Origin of the sequence: Acinetobacter lwoffii, assembly GCF_019048525.1 — a bacterium.
GTDB lineage: Bacteria > Pseudomonadota > Gammaproteobacteria > Pseudomonadales > Moraxellaceae > Acinetobacter > Acinetobacter lwoffii_K.
This window is the reverse complement of record NZ_CP077369.1, coordinates 532204-546920: the sequence shown is the minus strand read 5'-3', so window position 1 is coordinate 546920 and position 14717 is coordinate 532204. Positions and strand designations below refer to the sequence as shown.

Sequence of the window (14717 nt, the reverse complement as noted above, 5' to 3'; positions counted from 1 at the left end):
GTTTTAAGCCCGTGGATGATGGGTCGCGTGTAGCTGTTGCATCCGTACCTGCGCCACATGAGTATAAATCTGGGTGGTAGACAGATCACTATGTCCGAGTAACATCTGTACCACACGTAAGTCTGCGCCATGATTGAGTAAATGGGTGGCAAAGGCATGGCGCAAGGTATGCGGTGACAGTTCGGATTGAATTCCGGCCTGCAGCGCATAACGCTTAATGGCATACCAGAAATTCTGCCGGCTCATGATGCCGCCATGCTGGGTCAGAAACAGATAATCGGTCGAAGTCTTGTACAGTTGCGGACGGGCTTCATTCAGATATTTTTCCACCCATTCACAGGCCATTTGTCCCATTGGAATCAGACGTTCTTTATTCCCCTTACCGACGATACGTAAATAACCCTGTTTTAAGTTGATCAGTTCCAGACGCAGGTTAATCAGTTCGGTCACCCGAAGTCCGCAGGCATACAGCACTTCAAACATGGCGCGATCGCGCAGCCCTAATGCCGTGTTGATATCCGGGGCATGAATCAAGGCTTCAACATCAGCTTCGGACAAATCTTTAGGTAAGGCCCGGCCCAGTTTCGGGGTTTTATGTGCGGCCACCGGATTGTCACTACGCAGTTTTTGCTCGCGTAAAAATTTATAAAATGAACGCAAGGCAGACAGGCAGCGGGCAATCGAACGTGGGCTTTTTTGCTGTTTGGTCAGCGCAATCAGTACATCGGAAATATCATCATGATTCCATTCGGGCAGAGGCTTGCTCAAGCATTCTGCACATTGCACCAGATCGGACAAATAGGCATTGCGGGTATGCGGGCTGACCGTTTGTGCAATCAGATAATCACGAAAACCTTGCAAATAACTGAACGCATCAGGAATCTGGACAGGGGCAGGAATACGGGGTTTTTTATTCAGCATAGGGTGAAAGGATCTGATCTAAAAAAGCGATAATCGGGATTGGTATTCTCCACTGTAGTTTAATTTTATGACAGTGTCGATGTGGTATAAGGCTAAATCGAAATGTAATTAATCTTATTTGTTAATTATTCTCATTTGTTTGTATACTGTACAAAATAGTTTAGGAATTTCACGGTGCGTTTGTCTGATTTAAAAGCAAAACAAATTGCCATCATTCGAAAAGTGAGTCGAACAACTGATGGTGAAAGTGCTCTACACGATGTCGTCGCGAGTCGTTTGGAAACTTTAGGCTTTGTACCAGGTACAAAGGTACAGGTCATTACTAAAGGTATTTTTGGTGGAGATCCCATTTTGATTCAAGTTGGATTCACACGTTTTGCTTTGCGTAAATCAGAAGCAGCCAAAATTGAAATCGAACAGGCGGTGTCGGCATGAGTGATACATTACGTATTGCCCTTGTCGGTAACCCTAACTGCGGTAAAACTTCATTATTCAACCACTTAACTGGAACACGCCAAAAAGTCGGTAACTATGCGGGTGTGACGGTTGAACGTAAAGTCGGTACTTTTCAGCTTGCTTCAGGCAAAGCGGTACGGGTACTGGATTTGCCGGGAACTTATAGTCTGGATGCGACCAGTCCGGATGAAGAAATCACCCGTAATGTGGTGCAAGGTAAAATTGCGGAAGAGCAGGAGCAGGATGCATTTTTGTGTGTGGTAGATGCCACCAATCTGAAATTACATCTGGGTCTGGTGCTGGAAATGATTGCGCTGGATCGTCCGGTGCTGGTCGTGCTGAACATGATGGATGAAGCACGCCGTCGTGGCATGCAGATCAATACCCAGAAGCTGTCTGAGCGACTGGGCGTGCCTGTGGTAGAAACGGTGGCTGTGCGCAGTTCAGGCATTGAAAACCTGAAAAATGCGCTAGATCAAGGCAAGTATTCTGTACCACAGACTGAGCTCAGTGGCTTGAAAGGTGATAGTCACCAGCGCGTAGAAAACATTCTGAATGACGTGGTCAATTTCGTCGATCAGGAAGATAAGCGTACCGATTTTCTTGACAAGATTTTTCTGCATCCGGTATTGGGCTTACTCAGCCTAGCTGTAATGATGTTCGTGATTTTCCAGGCGGTATTTGCCTGGGCTGCGCCGTTTATGGATGGGATTGAATCCTTCTTTGGCTGGCTGGGTGAGTTCCTCGGCGAATATATTTCGCACCCATTACTGAATAGCCTGGTGGTGGACGGGATTATTGCCGGTGCCGGTGGCGTGGTGGTGTTCCTGCCACAGATTCTGATTCTGTTCTTCTTTATTTTAGTACTAGAAGAATCGGGTTATTTACCGCGTGCAGCATTCTTGCTCGATAAACTGATGTTTAAAGCCGGTTTGTCAGGACGTGCCTTTATTCCGTTATTGTCCAGCTTTGCCTGTGCCATTCCGGGGATTATGGCATCGCGGACCATCAGTGATCCACGAGATCGTTTAACCACGATTTTTGTTGCACCTTTAATGACCTGTTCGGCGCGTTTGCCGGTTTATGCCTTGCTGATTGCGGCATTTATACCGGCACAAACTGTCTGGGGCTTCCTGAATCTGCAAGGTCTGGTGCTCTTCGGTCTGTATATGGCGGGTATCGTAAGTGCTTTGCTGGTGTCTTTTGTGTTGAAATTCTTCCACAAAGATAAATCACAGCACATGTTATTGATGGAGCTGCCAAGCTACCGTTTTCCGGATTTGAAGAACGTTTGGATCGGCTTGCTGGATCGCGGCAAAATCTTCTTGAAACGTGTCGGTGGTATTATCTTCGCCTTATCGATTGTGCTGTGGTTTCTATGTACTTTCCCGCAGCCCCCAGAAGGGGCAACCCTGCCGGCCATTGATTATTCATTGGCAGGGATGCTCGGTCATCTGATGCAGCCAATCTTTGCACCGCTCGGTTTTAACTGGCAGATCTGTATTGCCCTGATTCCGGCGATGGCAGCGCGTGAAGTGGTCGTTGCAGCACTGGGCACAGTTTATGCGATGTCGGCAGTTGATGAAGATGCGATGTCTGAAGGTCTGGCTGCACTAATCAGCGGTGGAGGGGATCTGGGCTGGTCAGTTGCGACAGGTTTGTCTTTGCTGGTGTGGTTTATTTATGCACCACATTGTCTGGCGACTCTGGCAACAGTTAAACGTGAAACCGGTTCCTGGAAAACTGTCAGTATCATGACTGTTTACCTGTTTGGTCTGGCATATTTCATGTCATTCCTGACTTATCAAATTGCTTCATATTATTTGGGCTAAATCTCAGCTTGGCCTTGGCCAATTGAATTTGCTGCATTGTATAGGTATGGGAGATTGAGATGATTGAAATTCTAATTGTGACAGCGCTGGTGCTTTGGAGCATGCTGGTCGTATTCAAAAAGGTGTTTCCCAACACCTCTAATTCAGTCTTTCAGAAGCTGTCTGATGCCTGTGCGGCCAAGGGTTGGCAGCGTCTGGCCAAATGGCTGCAACCGGGTATGGCTGCAGGCTGTGGTGGCAACTGTGCCTGTCCGGTTTCAGAAAAAAGTTCAGAAGAAAAGCCAGCCCAACAAGCGGTGAAATGGAAATAATTTCCTTTTCTGGCTGAATTTTAAAAACCGTCATGATCATGACGGTTTTTTTACGCATGGACACAAAAAAAATGTGCAGAAAAGCCAATCAGAAAAGGCATTCAAAACAGCAAAGTGCTACCATTTCGTCAGTTTCAAAATAGACCAAAATATGGGGCGAAAATGTTAATACAACGTGGTGGGTTAAAAGTCGTTGCAGGACTCGGAATATCAGGTGTTGCAGCAGTCAATTTCTTGCATAGTCAGGGCTACCGCGTTGCAGTAACAGATTCTAGAGCTAACCCGCCAGGGCATGAGCAGATACCCGCTGAAGTTCAGACCAGTTTCGGTCAGTTTGATGCCGAGCTGTTGTTGTCTGCGGAAGAAATCGTGATCAGCCCAGGACTTGATCCTAAACTTCCTGAAATTCAGGCAGCCATCAACAAGGGCATTCCAGTAGTCAGTGAAATCCAGATTTTACGCCGTGCTACAGACAAGCCAATCGTAGCAATTACCGGTTCTAATGCCAAAAGTACCGTGACGACCTTGATTGGCTTGATGGCAGCGGATGCTGGTAAAAAAGTCGCTATCGGTGGTAACTTAGGTCGTCCTGCGCTAGACCTGACTAAAGACGATCCTGAGCTGTATATACTCGAGCTGTCCAGTTTTCAGCTGGAAACCACCTCAAATCTGGCGGCTGAAGTCGCGGTGGTGTTGAACATGAGTGAAGATCATCTGGATCGTCATGGCGATATGATGGGTTATCACACGGCGAAACACCGGATTTTCCAGGGTGTAAAAAAAGTCGTCTATAACCGTGATGACTCTTTGACCCGTCCTCTGGTGCCAGACGTAACACCGATACAAAGCTTTGGTCTAAATGCACCGGATATGAACCAGTACGGTATTCTCAAGGATACGGATGGCAGCATCTGGCTGGCGCGTGGTCGTGAGCGTCTGCTGAAAAGTACCGAGATGTATATGCAGGGCACGCATAATGTTGCCAATGCCTTGGCCTGTCTGGCGCTGGGTGAAGCGATTGGCCTGCCACTGGAAAGCATGTTGAATACCTTAAAGACCTTTAAAGGTCTGGAACATCGCTGTGAATTCGTTAAAGAAGTGCAAGGCGTACGTTATTATAATGACTCCAAAGGTACCAATATCGGCGCAACCTTGGCAGCACTGGACGGTCTCGGCATGGCCATTGAAGCCCAAGGCGGTAAAGTCGCGATTATTCTCGGTGGTCAGGGCAAAGGGCAGGACTTTAAAGCCTTGCGTGAATCATTAAGCAAATATGCCAAAGTAGCGGTATTAATCGGTGAAGATCGTCCCGTCATTGAAGCAGCGATTGCGGGTACGATTGAACTGATTCATGCGGACAGCTTGCAGCAGGCAGTAGAAATCTGCCAAAAGCACACTCAGGCACATGATGTCGTGCTATTGTCTCCTGCATGCGCAAGTTTTGATATGTTCTCGGGTTATCCTGAGCGTGGTCGCAAGTTTGTTGCGTATGTGAATGAACTCAATTAAGAATAACAAGGATTCGTGATATGGCTGGGTTTGCTCAGACTACGATCAATAAATTAAATCAATTTTATACGCAGTGGATACCTAGAATACCTGCTGAAGTGAATCCACGGAATGTATTGATTTTCTGTGTGTTGGCTTTGCTCTGCATTGGTTCGATCATGGTGGCATCGGCCTCGATGCCCTATGCAGAACGTATGCATGAAAATCCGTTTCACTATATTAGCCGACATGGGATTTCGATTTTTGTCGCTGCCGTAGCAGCTTTTCTGGCTTATAAAATCCCCTTAAAAGTCTGGTTTAATAACACTTTCTTTTTGTGGATTATTACCATCGTACTTTTGGTGGCCGTGCTATTTGTCGGGACGGAAGTCAATGGTTCCAAACGCTGGATTCGGATCGCAGGCTTTACCTTACAGGCTTCGGAAGTCGCCAAAGTGATGATGGCAATTTTTACTGCAGACTACGTGGTGCGCCGTGCGGAAGAAGTACGGAATAATATCAAGGGTCTGGTCCGTTTAAGTGCCATCATGGGTGCTACCGTCGGTTTGATTATTCTCGAGCCTGACTTGGGTGCAACCGTGGTAATTACCTTAACCATGCTTGGCGTGTTCTTTCTGGCGGGTGCGCCGTGGATTCAGTTCGGTGTGGCTTTTATGACCTTGGTCGGCGCATTTGCTGCCGCGATTCTGTTGGAACCGTATCGTCTGCAACGTCTGCTGTCTTTTTCGAATCCTTGGGAAGATCCCTTAGGCACCGGTTATCAGCTCTCTAATGCCCTTATGGCCTTTGGCCGTGGGGAGTGGGCAGGGGTAGGCTTGGGGCATAGTATCCAGAAAATGTCTTATTTGCCTGAGGCGCATACCGATTTCATGCTGGCAATTTTGGGTGAAGAATTTGGCTTTTTAGGCATTTCAACCATCCTGATCTTGTCCTTCACCATGCTGGTTTGCTGTATCCGCATTGGACACCGCGCCTTGCAGCATCAATATTTGCGTGCCGGCTATCTGGCTTATGGCATCAGTATCATTTTCCTGTTACAGATTCTGGTGAATGCCGGTATGAATATGGGCATGTTGCCGACCAAGGGTTTGACCTTGCCATTTATTAGTTATGGCGGTTCATCCCTGATTATCTGTGCGGTCATGATCAGTCTGATTCTGAAAATTGATTCGACCACGCGTCAGGCCAATCCAAGCCGCGAAGAATCAAGCTTCTAGATTGGAGTTTCGTCCTGGCTCTGGCTGAGCATGGTCCAGTACCGTGCTCGGCATTGCGGTTCCACAATTGGAACAGGTCACAAAAGCAGATTTAGGCTTGGAAAGTGGAATCAAGGGTATAAAAAATAAAGAAAAATAATTACGCTGCTGTTTTAGCTCATAGCCCGAACGAGTACGGCAGACCGGACACAGAAACTGGCTTTTCTCAATGGTTTTGGTTTTAGGGCCGACGCCAAAAATAAAAAACATACTCTTCTTCCTATCAATTTTTCATTCTAGAAGTCTAGCTTAAGTGAAAAGCTGTTTTTATAAATAGTGACCTTGTAGCTCAGTTGTATGTGGAATCCGCTCAATGTCCCATTGTACTACCGCCTGTTGCAGCATCCGATCGGGAGTGTCCAAATCAACTTCAGCCTGATGCAAAGCCTGAAGTGCCTGTTTTAATAATTGCGGTGCCTGAGTTAAATCCAGTGCTTGGGCCAGATTCTGTTTTGACAGTTTTTGCCCCTGATCATTCATTGCCAGCGGTAGATGCATATAGCTCAGACGCGGATAACCGAGTAACTGTCCCAGATAGATTTGCCGTTCGGTATTATCTAAAAGATCAGCTCCACGTACCGCATGAGTCATACCTTGCAGATAGTCATCGACTACTACAGCCAGCTGGTAATTCATAATGCCGTCACGACGTTTTAAGACAAAATCGCCCAGATCTTTTTTCAGTTCTGAACAGTGCTGACCTTGCAGCCGGTCTTCAAAACAGATTTCAACATCTTCAACTTTTAAACGGATGGCCTGATGCTCAAAAGCCAGACCCAAGTTGCGGCAGGTATCCTGATAGATATGGTTGGAACCGAGCATTTTACGGGTACATTGACAGGCATAGACTAGGTCTTGCTGACGTAATTGCTGGATGACGTCTTCGTAAATATCTAAACGGTCTTTCTGGAAAATGATTTCGGCATCAGGTTCAAGCTGAAAGGCATCCATGGCACGCAGGATATGCTCTTCGCTGCCGGGATAAATGCGGGGAATATCGGTGTCTTCAATCCGGACCAGCCATGTGCCTTGATTGGCTTTGGCATCGCAGTAACTGGCAACTGCGGTAATGAGGGAGCCAAAATGCAAAGGGCCGGTTGGCGATGGCGCGAACCGGCCCACATAAGCCATCCTGTTGTCCCCCTCCTTTTTTAAAGGAGGGGTTAGGGGAGGATTATTTACAGACATACTTAACCGTTATTTTGCTTCTCTTTGATCTCTGCAAGGGTTTTGCAGTCAATACATAAAGTAGCCGTTGGACGTGCTTCTAAACGACGCAAGCCAATCTCGATACCACAAGTTTCACAGAAACCATAGTCATCATTCTGGATTGCTTCGATCGACTGTTCGATTTTACGAATCAGTTTACGTTCACGGTCACGGGTACGTAACTCAATCGCAAACTCTTCTTCCTGAGTCGCACGGTCATTCACATCTGGAAGAGCAGTATTTTCGTCTTGCATCGTATTGAGGGTACGATCCACTTCTGACATCAACTCAGCTTTCCAAGCCAGCAAGATTTGGCGGAAATGCTGAAGCTGACCTTCAGACATGTATTCTTCATTTTTTTTAGGTTGATAAGGTTCAATACCAAATAAGCTAGCAGTAGAACCACCGTCAGTCGTTTTAGGCTTAGATTTGCGTACGCGCTTTGCAGCTTTCTCTTCTACAACATCAGTTTGATTGTCTAAGACTTGATTTTGGTTGTCATTCGCCATTTAGGGCATTCCTCATCTATGCGTATGATTGCTACGCAAAAAATATGGTGATATGCAGTTTTTTATCCACCCTGTAGAAAGATTATCCTCCTATGGGGGCCGTCATCATATAGACTTTTTATGCTTATTGATAGTCTTTGATGTCTGGACTATGCATATCACATTTCCTTTGGTTGCAATAAAGTAATGCAAAAAAAACAAATTGAAAAGTTAATAACCTGAAATTTCGGTATTAATATTTTGCTGGCTCAATGCCACCCGTTCAATATAGGTATCAAACTCACCATTTTGTTGCAAATGTAATACACGATAACCTGGTGCCGCCTGATCTAGCGCGAAATCTTCACTTTTAGGTTTAAACTGCACACTGGTCGATGGCGTGGATAAAAAGTAGATGCCATGCCATTCGTTGCAGGAATCCTGATGCACATGACCAAACAGAACCAGCTTGATATTATGATGCCGAGCCAGTACATCTTTTAAATCTTCAGCATTTTTCAGCCGGTGCTGATCAATCCAGTACGATTTCATCGCAAAAGGATGATGATGGCAAGCGACAATGACATGCTGATGCTTAAATTCAAGCAATAATTGGTCCAATTGATCGAGTTGAGCTTGTTCCACCCAGCCATCGATCTTGCCTTGAACGGCACTATTTAACAGGATCATGGTCCAGGTGCCAAAATGAATGGCATGTACCTGATTCGCATGCTGGTGAAAAGGGAACACCCGAGAATCGTCATGGTTACCTGGAATCTGATAATACGGCACGTTTAAAGACTGGACAAATGCTAAATAGCGTTGATAAGTCTGCTCGACCGGCACCTGTGCCAGATCACCGGTATGAATCAGTGCATCCATTTGGGGAAAGCGCTGTTGGATCTGCTGCATCACCTCGTGAAAACTCTGCTCGGGATTCATCCGGGCAAATTCCAGCTCTTCCCGATCCATCAAATGGGTATCAGAAATCTGGATAATGGTCCAATCTGGCTGTGTGTTTATGCTTGACTGCTGAAAACTCATGTCTTTCCCCTTAGACATATTCCTGCAGTATGAATATGTTGTTGCAACCATTGCAAGGCCATAATGACAGGTGCATTTCTTAAGCGACCATTCGTGAGCAAGGACGGAATATCAGCATAATCCAGAATATGCAGCTGGATATTTTCACCTTCATCCGGCATGCCAAAAATACCGCCCTGTTCAGGCAATTCGGTCTGCGCCACATATAAATGAAATAATTCGGAACATGCCCCGGCGGACGGATAGAAGCTGAAAATGTGCTGCAGCTCATCCAGGGTACAGCCTGATTCTTCGAGTGCTTCGCGACGGATGCATGTTTCAGGCGCTTCATCGCCATCCAGAACGCCAGCAATTACTTCGAGTTGCCAAGGAGAGTCGATATCATCCAGTCCGCCAATCCGGAACTGTTCGATCAGGCCGAATTTCTGCTGTTGATGATTGTACATCAGCACACCCGCTGCTTCTGGCCGATGAATCAGCTCACGTTGCAAAATAGGGGTTGAGCTTTCCTGATTAAATAAACGGTGTTTCAGGCTGACTTTTTCTACCTGAATAAATCCCTGGTACAAGAACTCACGTGCCTCTACGCTAAAGTCTTTTTTATTATAAGAGGCCTGTTTAATAATATTCATATGCTCAGATAGAATGAATTGATTTATTTTCATCCTATCTGAGTTTTTTTTGAAGACAACTGTTTTTTTTACAGTTTTATAGTTTGTGGTATAAATTTTGACCAGAGTTGTGGAAGCTGGCTTTCATCTGATTCATGCCGGCTTCAATTTCGGCCTGAGAGCTTGCCGGCTGATCAGGATTGGCCTGTTGACTGGCATAATCACGAACATTCTGGCTAATCTTCATTGAACAGAACTTTGGTCCGCACATGGAACAAAAGTGCGCGGATTTATGCGCGGCTTTCGGCATGGTTTCATCATGCATGCTGCGCGCCGTGTCCGGATCCAGACTCAAGTTAAACTGGTCTTCCCAGCGGAACTCAAAACGCGCCTTGGACAGGGCATTATCCCGGGCTTGCGCACCCGGATGACCTTTGGCCAGATCGGCTGCATGTGCGGCAATCTTGTAGGTAATAATGCCGTCTTTGACATCCTTTTTATTGGGTAAACCGAGATGCTCTTTAGGCGTCACATAACACAGCATTGCGGTGCCGTACCAGCCAATCATCGCGGCTCCTATTGCCGAAGTAATATGGTCATAACCCGGTGCGATATCGGTGGTGAGTGGCCCCAAGGTATAAAAGGGTGCTTCTTTACAGACTTCCAGTTGCAGATCCATATTTTCCTTGATCATATGCATCGGGACATGGCCCGGGCCTTCAATCATCACCTGAACATCATGCTCCCAGGCACGGTGGGTCAGTTCGCCCAAAGTTCGAAGTTCGGCAAATTGCGCTTCGTCATTGGCATCCTGCACACAGCCCGGACGTAGGCCATCGCCGAGACTAAACGATACGTCATAAGCTTTCATGATCTCGCAGATTTCATCGAAATGGGTATACAAGAAGTTTTCCTGATGATGTGCCAGACACCACTGCGCCATGATCGAACCGCCACGCGATACGATACCGGTCAAACGGTTGGCAGTCAGCGGTACATATCTTAAAAGCACGCCGGCATGAATGGTGAAATAGTCCACACCTTGTTCAGCCTGTTCAATCAGGGTGTCTTTAAAGATCTCCCAGGTCAGGTCTTCGGCCACACCATTGACTTTTTCCAGTGCCTGATAGATCGGTACGGTTCCAATTGGTACAGGAGAGTTGCGGATAATCCATTCACGGGTTTCATGAATATTCTGGCCGGTCGAGAGGTCCATGATTGTGTCTGCACCCCAGCGCGTCGCCCAGGTCATTTTCGAGACTTCTTCTTCGATACTTGAACCGAGTGCAGAATTACCAATATTGGCATTGATTTTGACCAAAAAATTACGCCCGATGATCATCGGTTCCAGTTCCGGATGATTGATATTGGCCGGAATAATCGCGCGGCCGGCGGCGACTTCCTGACGCACAAATTCTGGCGTAATTTCAGTCAGGTTTTTTGCACCAAAATTCTGGCCCGGATGCTGGCGCATATCGACACCATCGAGTTGACGTAGGTTTTCACGAATGGCAATGTATTCCATTTCCGGTGTGATAATGCCTTGCTTGGCATAATGCATCTGGGTGATGTTGCGGCCGCATTTGGCTTTGCGTGGTTTTTGAATATGCGCGAAACGGATCGCAGCGGTACGGATATCGCGTAAACGCTGGCGGCCAAATTCAGAACTGAGCTGATCCAGAATTTCACTATCGTTGCGCTGCTCAATCCAGCTTTCACGAATATTCGGCAGACCTTTGTTCAGGTCAATCGTCACATCGGGGTCAGTATAAACACCAGACGTGTCATAGACCATTAATGGCGGATTATGTTCACCGCCCAGACTGGTCGGGGTTTCACTTAAGGAAATCTCCCGCATCGGTACCTGAATATCAGGACGGGAGCCTTGCAGATAGACTTTACGTGAGGCAGGCAGAATTCGCGTTAAATCGCGTGCTTCCTGTTCATGAGCGGAGAGAGTGGTTTCAGAAGAAAGATTCGTTAACTGGTTCATGGCTATGATCCTTATGATGACATCAACGAATCAAGCACGACCAAAAACGTAGGCAGATTTATCCTGAACAGATAAAGCAAGGGCTGGGTTTTTAGCTGGCTTGATTCCTACGCAGGTATTAACCTGATCAGGTTCAACGGTACTCATGCTCAATTCCTGATAACGATAAAAGGAATCACATGATCTCAGCGAGGCATTACTCGCGCTCCGTCAAGCGAGGCTAAAGCTTAGCTCAGTTTAGGCAGAATAAACAGGTCTAAATCGCTCAACTTTAAACGAGGATTGATTTAGACATGGCGATATTGATTGAAGGTGAAACTGATCCCAACTAGATACAGATGGCATCGGTAAAGCAGTCTTTATCATATTTTTGTGAGGGCGGGCTGATCTGGGCATAGTACAGAATCTGTTCTGCTTCCGAGCGGTTTCTATAATCGGCAGGCAAGACTTGTTGGCGCTGTTCCGGAGTCATGTCCAGAAATTCCAGAAACAGGCGTGCCTGTGTGGACAGCGTTGATTTCTGGCCGTTTGATAGTCCAATAATAGTTTCCAGATGACTGGTATCCACAGCATAACGATCGCGATAATCTTCCGACACCGGGGATTGCTCGGTACCTCTAAACAGGAAATAGGTATATTGCTTCAGCAGATATTCAGCATCGCGTTTATAACTGCTATTCGGATAAGTCTTGAGATAGTCTTCCCAAAGCAGACTGCGGGCTGCAATATCAGTGGCTTCAATCTGCAGGCGTTTTTCCACCAGCACCGGTTCCATATTCTGTTCCGCCAGATTTTCAATAAAGGCTTTTTCAGCGGCCGGTAAATAAGGGGCAAAAATACGCGCCAGATATTCCGGACTGCGGCGATAATGTAAAGTGCCATCCCCCAGATCCAGCAGTTCTACATAAGCCTGCCCCTTGTGTTTTAACAGATACTGGTCACGTGAGGTGAGCTGTTGAAAATGCGCATGCTGAATGGTGGGATGCTGCGCCATTTCCAGTGCATACTGCTCAAAGGCGCGTTGCTGAAATTCGGTGCGATCCACCTTTAAAAAGCGCTGATACATTTCGGTAGAGCGCTGCATCAGTTGCTTCTGCTCCGCCAAGTCCATCAACGGCAGGCACACTTTAAGATCCTGATTAATCTGCTCCAGCGCAAACGTCGTGCGCTGGTCATTAATCTGGGACATATTTTTTTCAATATTCTGGCACATGAGGCTAAAGTCACTGACTGGACTTTGCGTTTGCTTCGCCTCAGTCTGTTCGACCTGGATCTGTGGATCTGAGGGCTGTTGGCAGCCCCCAAGAAGCAGCACGCTACCAGCAAGCACACAGGCTTTGAATATCGACGGGAATGGCATTAACACTATGCTTCAGGACTCTGTATATATAGGTGAATTCAGAAAATAACGGCCTTACTGGGAGATATTGTATAGATCAAACTAAAATACTATGTTTAGTATTGTGAATTGCTTTGTTACATTGCCGGTATGGGAGCCAGAAAATTGAATTAATGATGGATAAAAATTGATCTTTATATTAAAAAATTAATAAAAATCATACGTAAAAATTCAAGAGATCTCTTTAGTATGGCTTAGCTTAAAGCGCCAGAATTTTTTGATCTGAATGGCTGTTAGGGGTTAACACTATAAAATGAAATTAAAACGCAGTGTCATGGCCTGTTTATTGCTATTAATTAGTCCGGCGATTTTTGCCCTGGATTTACAAGAAGCGTATGCACGCGCCCAGCAAAATGATCCAAATTGGCAGGCGAATGTGTTGCAGTACCAATCTGATCAGCTCAATCTGGGGATTGCCAGCGGAAATTTGCTGCCGACCGTGACTTTATCTGGAAATGTGACCCGTAAAAACCAGTCCGTCAACAACTCAGAGTCTGAAGGTTTGCCTGCTGAATTTGGTGAGTTGCAAAGTTCCAGTACAACCAGCCGTCAGGTGGCCTTAACCGCACGCCAACCTTTATTTCGCTGGGATGCCTGGCAAGGTTATAAGCAGGTCAAGACCTCGGTCGAACTCAGTGAAGTCAATCTGCGTCTGCAAAAACAGCAGCATATTTTACAGGTGGCCGAAGCCTATTTTAATGTCTTGCGGCAGCAGTCTTTGACTACGGCTTATTTACAGGAAGAGCAGGCGCTGTCTGAACAGTTACGCATGATGAATGCTAAGCTGAAAGAAGGTTTGGTGGCGCGTAGTGAGGTCAGTGAAGCCAATGCCCAGTATCAAAGTGCCCAAGCCAACCGGATTTCGACTCAAGTTCAGCTGGTACTGGCCCAAGAACAGCTGGCACAGTTAATCGGCCCTTATCAGGAAAATCTGGCGGTATTACGCAACGATTTCCAGTTCCAGAAACCGGTTCCAAGTGATATGCAGTCCTGGACCGAATTAGCACAAAGCCAAAATCTGAATATTCTGCAAGCGCGTCTGCAAAAGCGCTATTCTGAAGATGCCAAACGGGTCGAACAGGCTGCGCTCTATCCGCAGGTCGAAGTGGTCGGAACCTATGGCTATTTAAAGCAAAGTCCGGCTACGATCATGTCCAGCAATGGAGATTTCGACCAGATTGGGGTGGAGGTGAACTGGAATGTATTTAGCGGTGGACGCACGCAAAAAAGTATCCGTCAGGCCGGCGTTAATGTGCAAAAAAGTGAAGCGCAACTGGATGCGGCTATCCGTAAAGCCAATACCGATGTGAAACAGTCCTTTATGCAGGTAGAAACCGATCAGGCCAAACTGAATGCACGTAAAGCCGCGATGGACTCTTCGGAAATTGTCTCACAAGCGTCCAGAGCCCAATATCAGGAAGGCTTAAAAACCATGGTCGATGTGTTGCTGGCACAGCGTAATGCCTTTTCTGCCAAGACCGATTATTTGAATGCCAAATATGATTATCTGTTGCATGTGCTGCAATTGCAGGCCTCGGTCGGGCAGTTAACCGAAAAGGAACTGGCAGAGCTGAATGCCTGGCTGATTGAATATGATTCGCCTCAGCCTCTATGAGGCTACTATTGTCATCAAACTTTCATCATGGATATGCTTTAATATGATTTATTATTGATCATTGTCCTCTATC

The 14717-nt window shown here is 46.5% G+C and carries 14 protein-coding genes and 1 riboswitch; of the genes, 6 read left to right on the top strand and 8 right to left on the bottom strand.

Annotation, left to right across the window (positions count from 1 at the left end):
* Positions 1–3: 3 nt before the first annotated feature.
* Positions 4–921, bottom strand: coding sequence for a site-specific tyrosine recombinase XerD (gene xerD, locus I6L24_RS02670; protein WP_004281064.1), 918 nt, complete (start codon positions 919–921; stop codon positions 4–6).
* A 174-nt stretch (positions 922–1095) separates the two neighbouring features.
* On the opposite strand from xerD, the gene I6L24_RS02665 reads away from it, so the two are divergent.
* The 5 genes from I6L24_RS02665 (at position 1096) to ftsW (ending at position 6246) form a co-directional block, all read left to right on the top strand.
* A complete protein-coding gene (locus I6L24_RS02665) occupies positions 1096–1356 on the top strand; it encodes a FeoA family protein (RefSeq protein WP_004281065.1) in 261 nt (86 codons plus the stop codon).
* Positions 1353–3209: a ferrous iron transporter B gene (gene feoB / locus I6L24_RS02660; protein WP_004281066.1), complete on the top strand. Its 1857-nt coding sequence runs from the start codon at positions 1353–1355 to the stop codon at positions 3207–3209. Before I6L24_RS02665 ends, feoB begins: the two co-directional genes overlap by 4 nt.
* A gap of 59 nt (positions 3210–3268) precedes the next feature.
* Positions 3269–3520, top strand: coding sequence for a DUF6587 family protein (locus I6L24_RS02655; protein WP_004281067.1), 252 nt, complete (start codon positions 3269–3271; stop codon positions 3518–3520).
* A 162-nt stretch (positions 3521–3682) separates the two neighbouring features.
* Positions 3683–5029 (top strand): UDP-N-acetylmuramoyl-L-alanine--D-glutamate ligase, encoded by a 1347-nt coding sequence (murD, locus tag I6L24_RS02650; RefSeq protein WP_004281068.1) that lies wholly within the window; start codon positions 3683–3685, stop codon positions 5027–5029.
* Between the two features lie 20 nt (positions 5030–5049).
* Positions 5050–6246, top strand: coding sequence for a putative lipid II flippase FtsW (gene ftsW, locus I6L24_RS02645; RefSeq protein ID WP_216986388.1), 1197 nt, complete (start codon positions 5050–5052; stop codon positions 6244–6246).
* On the opposite strand, the gene I6L24_RS02640 is transcribed toward ftsW, so the two are convergent.
* The 7 genes from I6L24_RS02640 to I6L24_RS02610 all read right to left on the bottom strand — a co-directional run bounded on the left by I6L24_RS02640 (position 6235) and on the right by I6L24_RS02610 (position 12990).
* Positions 6235–6495, bottom strand: coding sequence for a zinc ribbon domain-containing protein (locus I6L24_RS02640; RefSeq protein ID WP_004281070.1), 261 nt, complete (start codon positions 6493–6495; stop codon positions 6235–6237). The two genes, ftsW and I6L24_RS02640, sit on opposite strands and share 12 nt — an antisense overlap.
* Before the next feature lie 57 nt (positions 6496–6552).
* Positions 6553–7473 (bottom strand): tRNA glutamyl-Q(34) synthetase GluQRS, encoded by a 921-nt coding sequence (gluQRS, locus tag I6L24_RS02635; RefSeq protein ID WP_004281071.1) that lies wholly within the window; start codon positions 7471–7473, stop codon positions 6553–6555.
* A 2-nt stretch (positions 7474–7475) separates the two neighbouring features.
* On the bottom strand, positions 7476–8003 hold the full coding sequence (gene dksA / locus I6L24_RS02630; RefSeq protein ID WP_004281072.1) for an RNA polymerase-binding protein DksA: 528 nt from the start codon (positions 8001–8003) through the stop codon (positions 7476–7478).
* Positions 8004–8213: 210 nt separating this feature from the next.
* Complete coding sequence (locus I6L24_RS02625) at positions 8214–9026, bottom strand: metallophosphoesterase (protein WP_004281073.1); 813 nt, start codon at positions 9024–9026, stop codon at positions 8214–8216.
* Positions 9023–9658, bottom strand: coding sequence for an NUDIX domain-containing protein (locus I6L24_RS02620; RefSeq protein WP_004281075.1), 636 nt, complete (start codon positions 9656–9658; stop codon positions 9023–9025). Before I6L24_RS02620 ends, I6L24_RS02625 begins: the two co-directional genes overlap by 4 nt.
* A 76-nt stretch (positions 9659–9734) precedes the next feature.
* A complete protein-coding gene (gene thiC, locus I6L24_RS02615) occupies positions 9735–11630 on the bottom strand; it encodes a phosphomethylpyrimidine synthase ThiC (RefSeq protein WP_004281076.1) in 1896 nt (631 codons plus the stop codon).
* An 87-nt stretch (positions 11631–11717) separates the two neighbouring features.
* Positions 11718–11850: riboswitch (TPP riboswitch) on the bottom strand.
* A 108-nt stretch (positions 11851–11958) separates the two neighbouring features.
* Complete coding sequence (locus tag I6L24_RS02610; protein ID WP_004644924.1) at positions 11959–12990, bottom strand: hypothetical protein; 1032 nt, start codon at positions 12988–12990, stop codon at positions 11959–11961.
* Between the two features lie 292 nt (positions 12991–13282).
* Between I6L24_RS02610 and abuO the strand changes: the two genes are divergently transcribed.
* Positions 13283–14644 carry a multidrug efflux outer membrane protein AbuO gene (abuO, locus tag I6L24_RS02605; RefSeq protein ID WP_004281078.1) on the top strand — a complete coding sequence of 454 codons (1362 nt, stop codon included), beginning with the start codon at positions 13283–13285 and terminating at the stop codon, positions 14642–14644.
* Positions 14645–14717 lie beyond the last annotated feature (73 nt).